Genomic DNA, 17,522 nt, shown 5'->3' on the forward strand with positions numbered 1-17,522 from the left:
CTCACTCGGCGTTCTCCTGGTCAAGCGAGTGTTTCATGATCAGCGGCATCTGGGCGAGCGTAAAGAGAATGGTGATCGGCATCGTGCCCCAGACCTTGAAGGCGACCCAGAAATCGGTCGTGAACGAGCGCCAGACCACTTCGTTGAGCACGGCGAGGACCAGGAAGAACAGGCCCCAGCGCAGCGTCAGCTTGCGCCAGCCGGCCTCATCCAGCTTGAAGGCGGAGTGGAAGACGTAGCCGAGCAGCGACTTGCCGAACAGCAGGCCGCCGAGCAGGATCGTGCCGAACAGCGTGTTGACGATCGTCGGCTTCATCTTGATGAAGGTGTCGTTCTGCAGCCAGAGCGTCAGCGCGCCGAAGACGAAGACGACGATGCCCGAAATCAGCGGCATCATCGGCAGGGTGCGGGTCAGCACCCAGGAGACGGCAAGCGCGATTGCGGTCGCGGCCATAAACAGGCCGGTGGCGATGAAGATCGGACCGCCGAGTTCGGCGAGCGCCGGAAAATGCCCGGCCAACCATTCGCCACGCGAATTGGCAAAGAAGAAGACCATCAGCGGCCCAAGCTCCAGCACCAACTTGAGCAAGGGGCTGACTTCCTTCTGCGGCTTGGCAGCCTCGATCGACGACATCTGGGGGTCCTGTTTCTGCATGTACCTGCTGCTCATAACACCAGCTTTGCGGCAAAACCATATCAAGGCAACGGGCCGGCGTAACTACGCGCAGGCCCGATCGTCCCGTCAGGCGGCAACGCCGGCGATCGCCTCGGCAAAATCCTTGGCTTCGAACGGCTCGAGATCGTCGATCCCTTCGCCGACGCCGATGAAATAGACCGGCAACTTGTGCTTGGCGGAGATGGCGACGAGGATGCCGCCGCGCGCCGTGCCGTCGAGCTTGGTCATGATCAACCCGCTGACGCCGGCGACGTTGCGGAAGATCTCGACCTGCTGCAGCGCGTTCTGGCCGGTGGTGGCGTCGAGCGTCTGCAGCACGGTGTGCGGTGCATCCGGATCGAGCTTGCCGAGCACGCGCACGATCTTTTCGAGTTCGGCCATCAGTTCCGCCTTGTTCTGCAGGCGGCCGGCGGTGTCGATGATCAGGACGTCGGACTTCTTCTCGCGCGCCTGCTGGAAAGCCTCATAGGCAAGGCCAGCGGCATCGGCGCCGAGTTTGGACGAGACGATTTCTGAGTTGGTGCGCTCGGCCCAGATCTTCAGCTGCTCGATTGCCGCGGCCCGGAAGGTGTCACCGGCGGCGAGCATGACTTTCAGGCCCGCGCCGGAAAGCTTGGCGGCGAGCTTGCCGATCGTCGTGGTCTTGCCGGTGCCGTTGACGCCGACCACCAGGATCACGTGCGGCTTGTGGCTGAGATCGAGTTCCAGCGGCTTGGCGACGGGCGAAAGCACCTTGGTGATCTCGCCGGCCATGATGCGCGACACGTCCTCGCCCGAGACATCCTTGCCGTAGCGTTCCGAGGCGAGCGTGTCGGTGATGCGCATCGCCGTTTCGACGCCGAGGTCGGCCTGGATCAACAGGTCTTCGAGATCCTGCAGCGTCGCTTCGTCGAGCTTGCGCTTGGTAAACAGGCTGGCGATCTGGCCGGTCAGTTGCGATGAGGTGCGCGCGAGGCCGCGGCGCAGGCGCTGGTACCAGCTGAGCTTTTCCTTCGGCGCGGCGACGGGTTCTTCCTTGGGCTTGCGCTCGGTGGCGGAGAAGCCCTTGGGCAAAGCGGGCGTAGCGGTGGGCTCGGCCTCTGCTGTCTCGGTCGGCGCGACGTCGGTGGCGGCTTCTGCTGCGTTGGCTTCTGCGGTCTCGATGCTTTCGCGGAGGGCTGCGGCTTCACCCCCGTCTGCCCTGCCGGGCATCTCCCCCACAGGGGCGGAGATCACGCTGGGCTCGCTCTCGAGTTCGGAAGCAAGCGTTTCGGTTGGCGTGACCTCGTCTGCTTCGGCAGTCGTGACGTCGCTTGCCGTGGGTTCGGCATCGTCAGCAGCTTCTTCGATTCTCTCGACGATTTCGGCCTCGCGGGAGGCTACGATGATCTCATCGGAGGGAGCAGGCGCCTTGTGCGCAACAGGCGCCGCAGTCTCGGTGGCAGCTGTTGCTTCCTCAGCTGTGGCCTTGGTCTCCGTCTGCTCTCCCGCCTTGTGGGGGAGATGTCCCGAAGGGACAGAGGGGGGTATCGCGGCTTCAGTCTCGGCCGGCGTTACCACAGCTTCGACCGGGGCGGCTTCGTCGCGCGCCAGCTCTTCGGCGTCGTCGGAGGCCGGGCCACCGGCCGTCTCGATCTCGGCCCCAAGCACCGGATCGTCGTCGGACAACGGCAGGGTCTCGATGTCGACAGGTGGTTCGAAGGCGGTTTCCGGGCTCTCTTCGACGATCTCTGCCTCGGCAACGGCGGCAGGCGGTTCGACCGCCTCGGAGCTCGGCTCCGGCTGCGCCTCGACTTCGGGCGCAGAGACGATCGTCTCCTCCGGTACACCTTCCGGCGGCTTCGTTTCCTCCACCGCGCCCTTGCCGAAGGTGAAGATCCTCTTGATGAAACCCATTGCCATTCAGGAATTCCGCATAAATCAGGCCGCAGCCATCTGTTTTACCTGCATCGTCAGATGCTTGCCATTGTGGCCGGTGATTGAGACCGGGACAAGCGCACGGGGCGTCAGGTCAGCCGCGTCGACGAGCGTGAAGTTTTGTGTGTGGGCAAGCCCGTTGTTCTCGACCAGGATCGTCTGCTCGCTGCCGACCATACCTTCGAGGTGGCGGGCGTAGAGCGTCGCGCCGACGGCGCGAAGCCGCGCAGCACGATCCTTGACGAGCGCCCGGTCGAGCTGCGGCATGCGTGCCGCCGGCGTGCCGGGACGCGGGCTGTAGGGAAAGACGTGCAGATGCGCGATGCCGCAGTCCTCGGCGAGGCTCGCGGCATTTTCGAACATCTCTTCGGTCTCGGTCGGAAAGCCGGCGATCATATCGGCACCGAGGCTGATATCGGGGCGCAAGCGCCGGACCTGATCGGCAAAGGCGCGGGCGTCGGCGCTCGAATGACGGCGCTTCATGCGCTTCAGGATCAGGTCGTCGCCATGCTGCAGCGACAGGTGCAGGTGCGGCATGAAGCGCGCCTCGTCGGCGATCAGGTCGAAGAGGTGTTTGTCGGCCTCGATGCCGTCGATCGAGGAAAGCCGCAGGCGGCGGATTTCCGGAACCTGTTTCAGAAGCGTCTTCGCGAGCAGCCCGAGGGTCGGCGTGCCCGGCAGGTCGGCGCCGTAGCTGGTGGCATCGACGCCGGTCAAGACGATCTCGCAATAGCCGCTCTCGACCAGCCTGCGCGCCTGGTCGACGACGGCGCCCATCGGCACGGAGCGGGAATTGCCGCGGCCATAGGGGATGATGCAGAAGGTGCAGCGGTGGTCGCAGCCGTTCTGCACCTGGATGAAGGCGCGCACGTGGCCATCGATGTGCTTGACCATCTGCGGTGCGGTGGCGCGCACGCTCATGATGTCGTTGACCCGCAGCTTTTCTTCCGCCGAGACGCCGAAATCCGGCAGTGAACGATAGGAGGCGCTCTTCAGCTTCTCCTCGTTGCCGAGCACGGCGTCGACCTCGGCCATTTCGGCAAAGGTCTCCTTTTCGGTCTGCGCCGCGCAGCCGGTGACGATGATGCGGGCATGCGGATTGTCGCGCCGGGCACGGCGGATCGCCTGGCGCGCCTGGCGCACCGCCTCGCCGGTGACGGCGCAGGTGTTGACGAGGATGGCGTTGTTCAGCCCCGCCTTTTCGGCTTCCGCCCGCATCACTTCGGATTCGTAGGTATTGAGACGGCAGCCGAAGGTTATGACCTCGACGCCGCTCAAAGCGCCCGGGCTCCGCCCGCTTCGGCCTCGTCGCGCTGCCAATTGCCGGTCGTCGGGTTCAGCGTGCCGGACCATTCCCATTCGGCAGGTCCCGTCATGACGACATGATCGTCGTGCTCACGCCATTCGATCGTAAGCTTTGCCGGGGCAGGGGCGGATGCGACGTCGATCGCCACCTTGCGGCCGGTGCGGCCGGTGCGCGCGGCGCTGACCGCAGCCGCGCAAGCCGCCGAACCGCAGGCAAGCGTCAGCCCGGCGCCGCGTTCCCAGGTGCGGGTGCGCAGCGACGAGGGCGAAAGCACCTGCGCCAGCGTGATGTTGGCGCGCTCGGGAAACATCGGATGGTTTTCGAGCAGCGGGCCGAAACGATCGAGATCGAAGGACATCGGGTCTTTGTCGACCCAGAAGACGGCGTGCGGATTGCCCATCGACATGGCCGAGGGCGAGTGCAGGACGGGATTGTCGATCGGTCCGATCTGCAGTTCGATGCGGCTCGTATCGGCAAATTCCTCGGCAAGCGGGATCTTGTCCCAGGCAAAGACCGGCTTGCCCATGTCGACCGAGATCGTGCCGTCCTCATGCTCGGTGGCGTTGAGGATGCCTGCAATGGTCTGGAAGGTGAAGGCCTTCTTGCCGGTTTCGGCGGCCAGTGCCTGGACGACGCAGCGCGTGCCGTTGCCGCAGGCCTGGGCCATGGAGCCGTCGCAATTGACGATATCGATCCAGGCGTCGGTGCCCTGAGCCTTGGGGTCGTGGATCGCCATGATCTGGTCGAAGGCGGTTGCCGGATCGGCATTGAGCGCGATCGCAGCGGCCGGCGTCACCCGATCCTTCCGACCGCGCATGTCAACGACGAGGATCTTGTTTCCAAGCCCGTTCATCCTGGCAAATTGCACGTTGTCGGTCATGTCGCGATTGTCCAAACGGGCCCGCTCCGGGCGGGCCATCCTTCATTCGGGCTGTATATGGCGGAAAAGCCCGGAAAATACCAGTGCCGCCTTTATTCGGCTCCCTCGCCGCCGGTCGGTACATCGAAGATTTCGCCGGGGCGAAGCGGCCGGAAGCGGCTGCGGGCGATGCCCGCCGCATCGAGCGCCCGTTCCAGCGCCTGTCGCGGCTCTTCGACGCCTTCGTCGGTCAGGCGAAACGTACCCCAATGGTGGCCGGCGACATGGGCGGCGGCGCAATCGACCATGCCGCGCACGGCTTCCTCCGGGTTCTGGTGCTGGTCCTGCATGAACCAGCGCGGCTCGTAGGCCCCGAAGGGCAGGTTGGCGAGGCGGAAGGCGCCGTGTTTTTCGCGGGCGGCGCGATAGTTGATGCCGTCGTGAAAGCCGGTATCGCCGACGTGGTAGATCTTGCCGGCCGGCGTCTCCACGACGAAGGCGGCCCAGAGCGCCATGCGCCGGTCGCGCGAGCCGCGCGCCGACCAGTGGTGGCAGGGCTCGGCGTGAAGAATGACGTCATCGCCGCAATCGAGCTGGTCGCCCCAGTCGACCACGTCGATCTCGACGTCGGGAACGGCGCGGCGGATGATCGTGTCGTTGCCGAGCGGCGTGACGATGCGGGGAGCATGTTCCTCGTGAAGGGCTGCCAGCGTCTCGACATCGAGGTGGTCGTAGTGATTGTGGGTGACGAGCACGATGTCGATCGGCGGCAGGTCGTCGAGTTCGATGCCGGGCGCGTTGCGGCGCTGCGGGCCGGCAAAGGCAAACGGGCTGGCGCGATGCGACCAGACGGGGTCGGTGAGAATGTTGAGCCCATGCACCTGGATGAGCAGCGTCGCGTGTCCGACCATCGTCACGCGCAGGCGATCGCCTTCGACGCTGAGTTCAGGCTTCACCGGCGCGAACGGGCTTGGATTGTGCGCGGGCCAGCGCACCTTGCCGCTGCCGAACTGCCAGCGCAGGAGATCTGCCGCGCCCTTGGGCGGTTTGCCGTCGGGATTGAAGAACCTGGTGCCGTCGAAATGATCGGTGACGGGACCTTGGTAATAGGGATTGCGTGTCTTCATCCGGGCGGTTCGCCTTGGTTGAAAGGTCAAGGTTTAATAAATTCTTGAAGACAGCAACTGGATTGCTATCGTGGTTCCATGCTCGTTCGATTCGACCCGCAAGAACGTCTCTACAAGACCCTGAAGCTGGTCCGCTCCATCCATCTCAATATGCAGCGCTCGGCAGAACATATGCTCGATGGTGCCGGCATATCAGTGGCGGAGCGGGCGGTTCTCGAACTTTTTTGCGAAATGCCGCTGACGGTGCCGGAAGCCGGACGGCGCCTGTCGATGAAACGGCAGTTCGTGCTCAGGGTCGTCAACGGGCTGATGGACAAGACGTTGCTGGAAAGACGGCCGAACCCGGAACACCGCAGCGCCTATCTTTGTGCGCCGACGGCGGCCGGGCGTGATCTGTTCGCGGAAATCCATCGCCGCGAGGTGGAGTTGCTGCATGCCCTGCTCGGCGATATCAACCAGACCGAAGTGGTGGCCGCACTTCGGGTGATGACGCGGGTGTCGACCGCCTTCGAGCAGCTGGCTGGCGAACTCGACGACGCCGGCAAGGACGAGGCGCTCTGAGCCGAAAGCGCCTCATTTGCCTGCCGTCCTTGACTTTTGCCGCGCTTTCCTGTTTATCCGCGCCAATTCCTTCGCAAGCTCAAGTCTTCGAAGCCACCGACCGGGTCCCGTAAAGGTATAAAGAGAACCCGGAGGTCAACACCCGACAGCGCGTGGCGCCCTCGGGTGGTTTTTGGCTTTGCGCCTTGTTTTCTGCGCGAAGGAACCCACGTTTCCGGCGAGTTGATCGCCACCGGAAACCAGAAGGAAGTGAGAATGTTCGAGAGCCTCCAGGACCGCCTTGGTTCCATATTGAATGGACTGACCGGCCGCGGCGCATTGTCGGAAGCCGATGTTTCCGCTGCGCTCCGCGAGGTTCGCCGTGCGCTGCTCGAAGCCGACGTCGCGCTCGACGTCGTGCGCTCCTTCACCGAAAAGGTTCGTGAAAAGGCCGTCGGCGCCGAGATCCTGAAGTCGATCAAGCCCGGCCAGATGGTCGTCAAGATCGTCCATGACCAGCTCGTCGAGATGCTCGGCTCCGAGGGCGTCACCATCGACCTCAATGCGCCGGCGCCGGTCGTCATCATGATGGTCGGTCTGCAGGGCTCCGGTAAGACGACGACCACCGGCAAGATCGCCAGCCGGATGAAGACCAGGGACAAGAAGAAGGTCCTGATGGCTTCGCTCGACACGCGTCGTCCAGCAGCCCAGGAGCAGCTGCGCCAGCTCGGCGTGCAGACCGGCGTCGACACGTTGCCTGTTATTGCCGGCCAGTCGCCGACCGATATCGCTGCGCGCGCCGTTCAGGCTGCCAAGCTCGGCGGCCACGACGTCGTCATTCTCGACACGGCGGGCCGTACCCATATCGACGAGCCGCTGATGATCGAGATGGCGGAGATCAAGCGGAAGTCCAATCCGCATGAAATCCTGCTCGTGGCAGATGCGCTGACCGGTCAGGACGCCGTCAACCTCGCCCGCAACTTCGACGAACGCGTCGGCATCACCGGCCTGGTGCTCACCCGTATGGACGGCGACGGCCGTGGCGGTGCAGCGCTGTCGATGCGTGCGGTCACCGGCAAGCCGATCAAGCTCATCGGCGTCGGCGAAAAGATGGGCGAACTCGAAGAGTTCCACCCCCGCCGCGTCGCCGACCGTATCCTCGGCATGGGCGACATCGTCTCGCTCGTCGAGAAGGCTGCCGAGAACATCGACGCCGAGAAGGCGGCCGCCATGGCCGCCAAGATGGCCAAGGGCAAGTTCGACCTGAACGACCTCGCAGACCAGCTCGGCCAGATGCAGAAGATGGGCGGCATGGGCGGCATCATGGGCCTGATGCCCGGCATGGCCGGCATGAAGGACAAGATGGCCGCGGCCGGCCTCGACGACAGCCTGTTCAAGCGCCAGCTCGCCATCATTTCGTCGATGACCAAGGCCGAGCGCGCCAACCCGGATCTGCTCAAGCACTCGCGCAAGAAGCGCATCGCCGCCGGTTCCGGCACCGATGCCGCCGACATCAACAAGCTTCTGAAGATGCACCGCCAGATGGCGGACATGATGAAGATGATGGGCGGTAAGGGCAAAGGCGGCATGATGAAGCAGATGATGGGCGGCCTTGCCAACAAGATGGGCCTTGGCGGCCTCGGTGGCGGCGGCATGCCTGATCTCTCGAAGCTCGACCCGAAGCAGCTCGAAGCCCTGCAGAAGCAGGCGGAAGCCGCCGGTCTGAAGCCGGGCGGTATGCCTGGCCTTGGCGGCGGTGGCCTGCCAGGTCTGGGTGGCGCCAAGCTTCCGGGTCTTGGTGGCGGCTTCCCCGGCCTTCCCGGCCTGCCGAAGAAGAAGTGAGGATCGCTTAAAAGATGATTGATCCCGAAATCAAAAAGGAATTGGCGGGCTACCGGCAGTCGATCGACAATATCGATGCCGCGCTCGTCCACATGCTGGCTGAACGCTTCCGCTGCACCCAGGCAGTCGGCGTTCTGAAAGCCAAGCACGAACTGCCGCCGGCCGACCCGGCGCGCGAAGAATACCAGATCGAACGCCTGCGCCGCCTGGCCAAGGATGCCAATCTGGATCCGGATTTCGCCGAGAAGTTCCTGAACTTCATCATCAAGGAAGTCATCCGGCATCATGAAGCCATCGCCGCCGATCGCTCGCATTCCGCGGGCAACGCCGGCACAAACCATTCCGCTTGAACCAAGCGGTCAAGAAAGCCTGCAAGGAGTTACTCAAATGGCACTGAAAATTCGTCTCGCCCGTGGCGGTTCCAAGAAGCGTCCTTACTACCAGATCGTCGTTGCCGACGCCCGCAGCCCGCGTGACGGCCGCTTCCTCGAGAAGATCGGCTCGTGGAACCCGATGCTCGGCAAGGACGACGAAAAGCGCGTCGAGCTCGACGCCGAGCGCGTCAACCACTGGATCGCCCAGGGCGCCCAGCCGACCGACCGCGTTCTGCGCTTCCTCGACCAGGCCGGTCTCGCAAAGCGCCCGGCTCGCAGCAACCCGACCAAGGGTGCCCCGGGCAAGAAGGCTCAGGAGCGCGCTGCTGAAGCCAAGCAGAAGGCTGAAGACGCCGCTGCTGCTGCTGCTGAATAACAGCCGGCGAACGGTCCGGAGAGTGATCGGCGGTCATCTGCCGACGCAGCTCTCCGGCTAGCCGTGGCTTAAGGAAACGGGTGGCATTTCCATGCCGCCCGTTTTCCGTTATGTGCACCGAGATATACCGAAACGGATGCGGACGATGAGCAAACTCGAAAACCCGGTTCTGATGGCGACGATCGGCGCGGCGCAGGGCCTGCGCGGCGAGGTCAGGGTCAAGTCCTTTACCGATGATCCGACGGCGCTCGGCGAGTATGGCAATCTGCACAGCGCAGACGGCCGTGTGTTCGAGGTGCTGGAGATTCGCGAGGCGAAAAACGTCGTCATCGTTCGCTTTCGCGGCGTCAATGACCGCAATGCCGCCGAGGCGCTCAACGGCCTCGACCTGTTCATCGAGCGCGACAACTTGCCCGATGACGATCTCGACGAGGACGAGTTCTTCTATGCCGATCTCGAGGGCCTGGAAGCGATCGACGGCAATGGCACGAGCTACGGCAAGGTCAGCGGTGTCTTCGATTTCGGCGCCGGCGATCTCCTTGAGCTGAAGGGGCCAGGCCGACGTCCGGTGCTGATCCCGTTTACCGAATGGTCGGTGCTGGAGATCGATCTGGAAGCGGGGCGGCTGCTGGTCGATCCGGTTGCGGCCGGCCTTACCGACGACAAGGACCAGGATCCGGGTAGTCCGTTTTCCGCGAAGCGCAAGTGAGCATCGCGGCCATGACGTTTCGCGCCACCATCCTGACGCTCTATCCCGAAATGTTTCCGGGCCATCTCGGCGCCTCGCTTTCCGGCAAGGCGCTCGAGCGTGGCCAGTGGTCGATCGAGCCGGTGCAGATCCGTGATTTCGCCGAAGACAAGCATCGCACAGTCGACGACACGCCGGCTGGCGGCGGCGCCGGCATGGTGCTGAAGCCGGATGTGCTCGCGCGCGCGATCGATCGTGTCTCGGAGAACGACGATCGGCCGCGATTGCTGATGAGCCCGCGTGGCCGACCGCTGACACAGGAGCGGGTGCGTGAACTCGCCGCCGGCCCCGGCGTCGTCATCGTTTGCGGACGCTTCGAAGGTGTCGATCAGCGGGTGATCGACGCCCGCGACCTCGAAGAGGTTTCGATCGGCGACTATATTCTTTCGGGCGGCGAGCCGGCGGCCCTCACGCTTCTCGATGCGGTGGTGCGCATCCTGCCGGGTGTCATGGGCAACGAGCTTTCGGGTGTGCATGAGAGCTTCGAAGGCGGGCTGCTCGAGCATCCGCACTACACCCGCCCACAGGTCTTCGAAGGCCGCGAAATCCCGGCAGTGCTGACCTCGGGTAATCATGGCGCCATTGCCAAATGGCGCGAGGCGGAGGCGCGGCGGCTGACCGCCGAGCGCCGGCCCGATCTTCTTAATCAACCCGTGAAGAAGTAATAGGCGGCAAGCAGCAGACCGACGGCGACGACCAGCGCGCGGATGACCGCCTGCGGCACGCGTCTTGCTGCCCAGACGCCGCTGTAGCCGCCAAGGGCGGCCCCTGGCACCATGATTGCCGCGTGCAGCCAGGACACGACCCCGCCGGCGGCAAAGACGACGATGGCGATCGCGGCAATAACGATCGAGATGAAGTTCTTGAGCGCGTTCAGCCGGTGATAGCCGCCGCCGGTCGCAAGTCCCAGCACTGCCAGCATCATGATGCCCATGCCGGCGCCGAAGAAGCCACCGTAAATGGAGGTGACGAACTGGGCGCCGATGCCGACCGGATTGATCGCATGCTCGTCGACGCGGGCCCTGGGCTTCAGGAGCGGCCCGGCAGCGAAGATCGCCGTCGCGGCCAGCAGCAGCCAGGGCACAAGCGCGCGGAAGGAGGCATTGGAGAGCGAGATGAGCAGCAGCGCGCCGGCCAGACCGCCAAGTGCGGAGATGACGCCGAGCAGGATCGCATAGCGCTTGTCGGCGCGGATCTCCTTGGCATAGGCGAGCGCCGAGGTGATGTAGCCTGGAAACTGGATGATCGACGAGGTCGCGTTGGCGACGATTGGCGAGAGACCGCCAAGCGTCATCGCCCCGAAGGTCAGGAAGGTTCCGCCGCCGGCAATGGCATTGACGACGCCGGACAGGAAGCCGGCCGCAAACAGCATGAGTATTTCGAAGATGTTCATGGTCTCCCCCGACCCCTCATGCTCGGGATAGCCGGTGGTTGTGCCGGCCGCAAGTCCGTTGCATCGGACAATGATCACGCGCGTGTTTGCGTATTTTCTGATAAATTCGGCTTTCCTGGCGCGGATGCCTTAGAAATTATGGCCTTCGGGGATGACAAGGCAGTGCGATTGGTGTAAGTGCCGCCCCGGTTCGGGTTGCATGCCCGTCGACCAAAACAAAGAATGGCGAATCCGCTCCTGCCGGTATCCGGCAAGACCTGAAGGCTGGCCCGACAGGTTCATCGAGAGCGCTCTGGCTGTTTCAGAAGAACTTGAAAGGTTAGACCGATGAACATCATCCAGCAGCTGGAAGCCGAACAGGCCGCCAAGATCGCCGCCAAGCGCACGCTCCCGGAATTCTCCGCAGGCGACACGCTCCGCGTCAACGTCCGCGTTGTCGAAGGCAACCGTACCCGCGTCCAGGCCTATGAAGGCGTTTGCATCGCTCGTTCGGGCGGCGGCATCAACGAAAGCTTCACCGTTCGCAAGATCTCCTACGGCGAAGGCGTCGAGCGCGTATTCCCGGTTTACTCTCCGCTCGTCGAGAGCGTCGAAGTGGTTCGCCGCGGTAAGGTCCGTCGCGCCAAGCTCTACTACCTGCGCGACCGTCGCGGTAAGTCGGCTCGTATCGTCGAGAACACCGGCACGCGCGCCCGCAAGCTGAACGAAGCCGAGCGTCAGGCGTTTGCCGAGGAAAAGGCACGCATCGAGGCTGAAAAGGTTGCAGCAGCTCAGGCGCTCGCCGCCGAGAAGGCAGCAGCCGAAGCCGCCGAAGCAAAGGCAGCAGCGGAAGCCGCAGCAGAATAACATTTCAATCCCTAGGGATTGTTGGAAAGGCGGCCTCGGCCGCCTTTCTTTTTTGGTACTATCCGCTTGTCTTTTCGACGGAATTTGTGACATTTTCCGCTGCCACACTTTTCGGGAGCTCCTCCAATGACAATCCGTCGCCACGTGCTTGCGGGCATCGCAGCCGCACTTGCAGCACCTTTTGCGTTTTCTGCACCGGCGCTGGCCGCCGACCTGCCTGACCTCGGCGGCAAGACGGTCGTCGTCGTCACGGAGAACGCCTACCCGCCGCTGCAGTTTGTCGATCCGAAGTCCGGCGAAGCCAAGGGCTGGGAGTACGACGCGATGAACGAGATCGCCAAGCGGTTGAATTTCAAGGTCGAATACCAGAACACCAGCTGGGACGCGATGATCCAGGCGGTGCATGACGGTCAGTACCAGATCGGCATGACGGGCATCACCATCAAGGACGACCGCAAGGAAAAGGTCGATTTCTCGGACCCCTACATGCGCTCGCAGCAGTTCATGCTGGTGCGCAGCGACGAGGCCCGCTTCAACGATGGCAAGAGCTTCGGCGCCTTTGCCGACGGTCTCGTCGGCGCACAGCCGGGTACCTCGCCGTTCTACACCGCCGTCTACGAAATGCTCGATGGCAACGAGCAGAACCCGCGCATCAAGCTGTTTGAGACCTTCGGCGCGACCGTTCAGGCGCTGAAGGCCGGCGACGTCGACGTGGTCCTGACCGATAGCGTCGCCGCCAAGGGCTATGTCGATTCCTCCGAAGGCAAGCTCAAGGTCGTCGGTGGGCCGCTCGGCACCGAGGATTTCGGCTTCATCTTCCCGAAGGGCTCGGATCTCGTGGCTCCGGTCAACGCCGCGATCAAGGCGCTGAAGGAAGACGGTACCTTCGACGCCCTCGATAAGAAGTGGTTCCTCGAATACAAGATGGGCGGCTGATAGCAGGCTATGGCCGCTCCACAATCTTCAGACATGTCCGGCAAGGGCGACTATCCCTGGTGGTTGGTCGCCCTTGTTGTGATCGCTGTGTCGCTCGCCGCCGTGATCATCAGCAATGACATCTTCTCGGAAGTCTTCACCGTCGTCTTCAAGGGCCTTGGCGTCACCGTCTTCGTGACCCTCATGGGCTTCGTGCTGGCGACGACGCTCGGCCTCGGCATCGCGCTGATGGCGCTCTCCGAGCACTCGTCCCTTCGGCAGATCGCCCGCTTCTATACGGAAGTCATCCGCGGCGTGCCGATCCTGGTGCTTCTGTTCTACATTGCCTTCGTCGGCGCGCCGGGGCTCGTCGTCGCGGCCAATTTCATCTCAGCACCGCTGATTAGCGCCGGCTGGATGGAGCCGGTTGTCGTGCGCGACATCTCCTTGATGTGGCGGGCGATCCTGGCGCTGATGATCGGCTATTCTGCGTTCATCGCCGAAGTGTTCCGGGCGGGCATCCTCTCGGTAGACAAGGGGCAGGTCGAAGCCGCTAAGGCGCTCGGGCTTTCACGCTACCAGCGCTTTCGTCTCGTCATCTTTCCGCAGGCGATCCGCGTGATCCTGCCGCCGCTCGGCAACGACTTTATCGCCATGGTCAAGGACAGTTCGCTCGTCTCGGTGCTCGGCGTCGCCGACATCACGCAGATGGGCAAGGTCTATGCCTCCGGCTCCTTTCGCTTCTTCGAGACCTATTCGATCGTTGCCTATGTCTATCTCGTGCTGACCATCGGTCTGTCGCTGGGATTGCGGGGGCTGGAGCGGCGGCTCAGGCGCGCGGAGCAGCGCTGAGTCCGTTTCCGGCAATTGCCGACCTGTCAGAAAATTGATATGAACACGGCCATGGAATCCAAATTCGGATGTAGCGAGCAGAAAATCGTCGTGCTGCAGGACCACAAGCGCCTGCCGGCACGCTTCTTTGCGCGCGTCCACGGGGCGCTTACAAGCCGCCTATCCTGATCTCCTGATCAGTGCTTCCGGCCGCCTTGCCGCCGGCTTTCCTACTTTTTCTGAAAACTCGATGGATATACCGCCATGAGCGCACCGCGTACCCTCTATGACAAGATCTGGGATGATCACCTGGTCAACGAACAGGACGACGGCACCTGTCTTCTCTACATCGACCGTCACCTCGTTCACGAAGTGACGAGTCCGCAGGCCTTCGAAGGTCTGCGCATGGCCGGCCGCAAGGTCCGTGCGCCTGAAAAGACGCTCGCTGTCGTCGACCACAATGTTCCGACTTCGGCCGACCGTCACCTCGGCATCAAGAACGAGGAAAGCCGCATCCAGGTCGAGGCGCTCGCCAAGAACGCCGCCGACTTCGGCGTCGAATACTACTCGGAAAACGACAAGCGCCAGGGCATCGTGCACATCGTCGGCCCCGAGCAGGGCTTCACCCTGCCGGGCATGACCATCGTGTGCGGTGACAGCCACACCTCGACACATGGCGCCTTCGGTTCGCTGGCCCACGGCATCGGCACGTCGGAAGTCGAGCACGTGCTCGCGACCCAGACGCTGATCCAGAAGAAGGCGAAGAACATGCTGGTGCGCGTCGACGGCCAGCTGCCGCCGGGCGTCACCGCCAAGGACATCATCCTCGCCATCATCGGCGAGATCGGCACTGCCGGCGGCACCGGCCACGTCATCGAGTTTGCCGGCGAAGCGATCCGCTCGCTGTCGATGGAAGGCCGCATGACCATCTGCAACATGACGATCGAAGGCGGCGCCCGCGCCGGCCTGATCGCGCCTGACGAAACGACGTTCGCGTATATCAAGGACAAGCCGCGCGCACCGAAGGGTAAGGCCTGGGACATGGCGCTCGACTACTGGAAGACGCTGCACACGGACGAGGGCGCGCATTACGATCGCGTCGTCGTGCTCGACGCCGCCAACCTGCCGCCGATCGTCTCCTGGGGCTCGTCGCCGGAAGACGTCATCTCGGTTCAGGGCATCGTTCCCAATCCGGATGAGATCCAGGAAGAGAACAAGCGGGCCTCCAAGTGGCGCGCGCTCGACTATATGGGCCTGAAGCCGGGCACGAAGATCACGGACATCGCCGTCGACCGCGTCTTCATCGGCTCGTGCACCAACGGCCGCATCGAGGACCTCCGGGCCGTGGCCGAGGTGGTCGAAGGCCGCAAGGTCGCCTCGACCGTTTCGGCGATGATTGTTCCGGGATCCGGCCTCGTGAAGGAACAGGCCGAGGCCGAAGGCCTCGACAAGATCTTCCGCGAAGCGGGCTTCGACTGGCGCGAGCCGGGCTGCTCCATGTGCCTGGCGATGAACGACGACCGGCTGAAGCCTGGCGAGCGTTGCGCCTCCACATCGAACCGCAACTTCGAGGGCCGTCAGGGCTTCAAGGGCCGCACGCATCTGGTCTCGCCGGCGATGGCGGCAGCCGCTGCGGTCGCGGGTCATTTCGTCGATATCCGCGAATGGAGATAGGCCGGGTCTGAGCTTTTCCGGCGTCAATGGCCGCCCTTCGGGGCGGCCTTTTTTATTTGGCGCTCTCCCCGCCCGCGCGCCTGAAATGGGTTAAGCTGTGCGGGCCGAGGCACATTGGGGAGAACGATGGGATGAGCGACGATCTGCCTGTGCAACGCTACCGTCTGCTGCTGTTGCGCCATGCCAAGTCCGCCTGGCCGGACGGCGTTGCCGACATCAACCGACCGCTCGGCGAGCGAGGCCGCAAGGCGGCGCCACTGATGGGGGGCTATATGGCTCGGCATGCGCTCGTGCCGGATCTCGCCCTCGTCTCGACCGCGAAACGGGCGCAGGAGACCTGGACACTGGTAGCCGCTGCCTTGCCGCCCGGCATCACGGTCGAAAACACCCGGGCGATCTATGAGGTGGAGGCCGCCCAGATCCTCAGCGTGCTTCGTGCAACCGACCCGGCCATCAGGACGCTGCTGATCGTCGGCCATAATCCCGGCATGGAGGACCTGGCGCATGAACTCGTCGGCTCCGGCGATGCGGATCTGCGTATGCGCATGGCGGACAAGTTTCCGACGGCGGCGCTTGCCGTCCTTGAATTCGAAGCGACTGGCTGGCGTGAGCTTCTGTCCGGCGGGGCCAGGCTCGCGCGCTTCGTGACGCCGCGTTCGCTCGATTGAGCCGATCGGACGTCGAGGTCAGATTACCTTCACGACGGTGCCGCGGCGCATATGCGGGATCAGCCGACGCATCGCCGGCAGGCTGACGGCGACGCAGCCCTGCGTCGGCTCGTAGCCCGGCCGGATCAGGTGAAAGAAGATCGCCGAACCGGCATTTCGCCGGCGCGCGAGCAGGTTCCAGTCCATCACCAGGCAGATGTCGTAGAGCCCGTCGTCACGCATTAATTCCTCATGGCTCGGCTGGAAGGGTGCCTTGACCGGGCGATTGTAGAGCGCGTGGCGTGTCGCGTCGCACCACAGCATGCCCGTGCGCGTCGTCCGGGTCGGCAGCGGCGTCGACGGCAGGAGGAGGCGGTCGCGCCTGACATAGCCGCCGATCAGCTTCATCGCGGCGCGTGGCGTGGCGCCATCGCCCTCGCGCTTCAGGCTGGTAATGCCACTTCGCCCGATGGCGGCGTGCTCGACGCGGCCGTCGAACGAGACAAGTGCTCGCTTGCGATCGCGCGGTGCGGCGCGCACGGTGATGACAGATTTGGCTGGTCTTCTTCCCGACGTTTTCTTGAGCATCATTCTCACGGATTTTTGCTTTGCCCGTGATTTGGGGGGCACCATAAGCACGGTTACGGATATAAAGAGGTAGCAACGCTGGTTCGCTTGCCAACACAGGCATTTGAGCTAGTTTGAAAACGGAAGCAAACAGGAATTGTCCCATGGCGACCCGTACCATTCTTCTTGTCGATGACGACAATGACCTGCGCGAGACCCTGGTCGAGCAGCTCTCGCTCTACGAGGAATTCGACCTCATCCAGGAAGCGACTGCCGGCAAGGGCATCCAGACGGCGCGTGCCCAGCAGGTGGACCTGTTGATCATGGATGTCGGCCTGCCGGACATGGACGGTCGCGAAGCGGTGAAGCTGCTGCGCAAGGGCGGCTTCAAGGCGCCGATCATCATGCTGACCGGCCACGACACCGATTCCGATACGATTCTGGGCCTTGAGGCCGGCGCCAACGATTATGTGACGAAGCCGTTCCGTTTCGCCGTACTGCTCGCCCGCATCCGCGCGCAGCTGCGCCAGCACGAGCAGAGCGAGGACGCAACCTTCAGCGTCGGGCCCTACACGTTCAAGCCGAGCCAGAAGCTGCTGACGCTCGAAAACGGCCAGAAGATCCGGCTTACCGAAAAGGAAGCGGCGATCATCCGCTATCTCTACCGCGCCGACCAGAAGGTGGTGACGCGCGACGTGCTCTTGGAAGAAGTCTGGGGCTACAATTCCGGTGTGACCACCCACACGCTCGAAACCCACGTCTATCGTCTGCGCCAGAAAATCGAGCGGGACCCTTCCAATGCCGAGATTTTGGTGACAGAGAACGGCGGCTACAAGATCGTTCCGTAGCCGGGGTGCGCAGGGTGGCAATCCACTTCTCGCGCGTTCTCCGTAGACTGTTGTTTG

19 protein-coding genes are annotated in these 17,522 nt (G+C 63.6%); 12 read left to right on the forward strand and 7 right to left on the reverse strand.

Annotated features, from left to right (window positions below; translation table 11 throughout):
* Window position 1: 1 nt before the first annotated feature.
* The 5 genes from ASD63_RS25180 to ASD63_RS25200 all read right to left on the reverse strand — a co-directional run bounded on the left by ASD63_RS25180 (window position 2) and on the right by ASD63_RS25200 (window position 5,864).
* Window positions 2-634, reverse strand: coding sequence for a septation protein A (locus ASD63_RS25180; RefSeq protein ID WP_089044390.1), 633 nt, complete (start codon window positions 632-634; stop codon window positions 2-4).
* Between the two features lie 108 nt (window positions 635-742).
* Window positions 743-2,557, reverse strand: coding sequence for a signal recognition particle-docking protein FtsY (gene ftsY / locus ASD63_RS25185; protein WP_034802818.1), 1,815 nt, complete (start codon window positions 2,555-2,557; stop codon window positions 743-745).
* An 18-nt stretch (window positions 2,558-2,575) separates the two neighbouring features.
* Window positions 2,576-3,850 (reverse strand): tRNA (N(6)-L-threonylcarbamoyladenosine(37)-C(2))-methylthiotransferase MtaB, encoded by a 1,275-nt coding sequence (mtaB, locus tag ASD63_RS25190; RefSeq protein ID WP_034802815.1) that lies wholly within the window; start codon window positions 3,848-3,850, stop codon window positions 2,576-2,578.
* Window positions 3,847-4,758 carry a diaminopimelate epimerase gene (gene dapF / locus ASD63_RS25195; RefSeq protein ID WP_034803126.1) on the reverse strand — a complete coding sequence of 304 codons (912 nt, stop codon included), beginning with the start codon at window positions 4,756-4,758 and terminating at the stop codon, window positions 3,847-3,849. Before dapF ends, mtaB begins: the two co-directional genes overlap by 4 nt.
* Window positions 4,759-4,850: 92 nt before the next feature.
* The gene (locus ASD63_RS25200; RefSeq protein WP_034802812.1) at window positions 4,851-5,864 is read right to left on the reverse strand and encodes an MBL fold metallo-hydrolase; all 1,014 of its coding nucleotides are present in this window, start codon (window positions 5,862-5,864) and stop codon (window positions 4,851-4,853) included.
* Between the two features lie 78 nt (window positions 5,865-5,942).
* Here ASD63_RS25200 and ASD63_RS25205 point away from each other — a divergent pair, with 78 nt between their 5' ends.
* The 6 genes from ASD63_RS25205 to trmD all read left to right on the forward strand — a co-directional run bounded on the left by ASD63_RS25205 (window position 5,943) and on the right by trmD (window position 10,409).
* A complete protein-coding gene (locus tag ASD63_RS25205; RefSeq protein ID WP_034802808.1) occupies window positions 5,943-6,425 on the forward strand; it encodes a MarR family winged helix-turn-helix transcriptional regulator in 483 nt (160 codons plus the stop codon).
* Between the two features lie 255 nt (window positions 6,426-6,680).
* Window positions 6,681-8,246 (forward strand): signal recognition particle protein, encoded by a 1,566-nt coding sequence (gene ffh, locus ASD63_RS25210; RefSeq protein ID WP_034803123.1) that lies wholly within the window; start codon window positions 6,681-6,683, stop codon window positions 8,244-8,246.
* Between the two features lie 14 nt (window positions 8,247-8,260).
* Window positions 8,261-8,596 (forward strand): chorismate mutase, encoded by a 336-nt coding sequence (locus ASD63_RS25215; RefSeq protein WP_034802805.1) that lies wholly within the window; start codon window positions 8,261-8,263, stop codon window positions 8,594-8,596.
* A gap of 37 nt (window positions 8,597-8,633) precedes the next feature.
* Window positions 8,634-8,996 (forward strand): 30S ribosomal protein S16, encoded by a 363-nt coding sequence (rpsP, locus tag ASD63_RS25220; protein WP_034802802.1) that lies wholly within the window; start codon window positions 8,634-8,636, stop codon window positions 8,994-8,996.
* 145 nt (window positions 8,997-9,141) lie between these two features.
* Entirely contained in the window at window positions 9,142-9,705 is a 564-nt protein-coding gene (gene rimM / locus ASD63_RS25225) for a ribosome maturation factor RimM (protein ID WP_034803120.1), read from the forward strand.
* Between the two features lie 11 nt (window positions 9,706-9,716).
* Entirely contained in the window at window positions 9,717-10,409 is a 693-nt protein-coding gene (gene trmD / locus ASD63_RS25230; RefSeq protein ID WP_034803117.1) for a tRNA (guanosine(37)-N1)-methyltransferase TrmD, read from the forward strand.
* Here the strand turns inward: trmD and ASD63_RS25235 are convergent.
* A complete protein-coding gene (locus tag ASD63_RS25235) occupies window positions 10,391-11,137 on the reverse strand; it encodes a sulfite exporter TauE/SafE family protein (protein ID WP_034803114.1) in 747 nt (248 codons plus the stop codon). The genes trmD and ASD63_RS25235 overlap by 19 nt on opposite strands.
* A gap of 327 nt (window positions 11,138-11,464) precedes the next feature.
* Here ASD63_RS25235 and rplS point away from each other — a divergent pair, with 327 nt between their 5' ends.
* The 5 genes from rplS to ASD63_RS25260 all read left to right on the forward strand — a co-directional run bounded on the left by rplS (window position 11,465) and on the right by ASD63_RS25260 (window position 16,071).
* On the forward strand, window positions 11,465-11,983 hold the full coding sequence (gene rplS / locus ASD63_RS25240) for a 50S ribosomal protein L19 (RefSeq protein WP_034802800.1): 519 nt from the start codon (window positions 11,465-11,467) through the stop codon (window positions 11,981-11,983).
* Between the two features lie 126 nt (window positions 11,984-12,109).
* On the forward strand, window positions 12,110-12,919 hold the full coding sequence (locus ASD63_RS25245) for a transporter substrate-binding domain-containing protein (protein WP_034802798.1): 810 nt from the start codon (window positions 12,110-12,112) through the stop codon (window positions 12,917-12,919).
* Between the two features lie 9 nt (window positions 12,920-12,928).
* Complete coding sequence (locus ASD63_RS25250; RefSeq protein ID WP_034802795.1) at window positions 12,929-13,750, forward strand: amino acid ABC transporter permease; 822 nt, start codon at window positions 12,929-12,931, stop codon at window positions 13,748-13,750.
* A 243-nt stretch (window positions 13,751-13,993) separates the two neighbouring features.
* A complete protein-coding gene (leuC, locus tag ASD63_RS25255) occupies window positions 13,994-15,403 on the forward strand; it encodes a 3-isopropylmalate dehydratase large subunit (RefSeq protein WP_034802792.1) in 1,410 nt (469 codons plus the stop codon).
* A gap of 131 nt (window positions 15,404-15,534) precedes the next feature.
* Entirely contained in the window at window positions 15,535-16,071 is a 537-nt protein-coding gene (locus ASD63_RS25260) for a histidine phosphatase family protein (RefSeq protein WP_034802788.1), read from the forward strand.
* 18 nt (window positions 16,072-16,089) lie between these two features.
* On the opposite strand, the gene ASD63_RS25265 is transcribed toward ASD63_RS25260, so the two are convergent.
* Complete coding sequence (locus ASD63_RS25265; RefSeq protein WP_034802785.1) at window positions 16,090-16,638, reverse strand: L,D-transpeptidase family protein; 549 nt, start codon at window positions 16,636-16,638, stop codon at window positions 16,090-16,092.
* Between the two features lie 143 nt (window positions 16,639-16,781).
* Here ASD63_RS25265 and ASD63_RS25270 point away from each other — a divergent pair, with 143 nt between their 5' ends.
* A complete protein-coding gene (locus tag ASD63_RS25270) occupies window positions 16,782-17,465 on the forward strand; it encodes a response regulator transcription factor (protein ID WP_034802783.1) in 684 nt (227 codons plus the stop codon).
* Window positions 17,466-17,522 lie beyond the last annotated feature (57 nt).

Origin of the sequence: Ensifer sp. Root558, from assembly GCF_001427045.1 — a bacterium.
GTDB classification, from domain to species: Bacteria; Pseudomonadota; Alphaproteobacteria; order Rhizobiales; family Rhizobiaceae; genus Ensifer; species Ensifer adhaerens.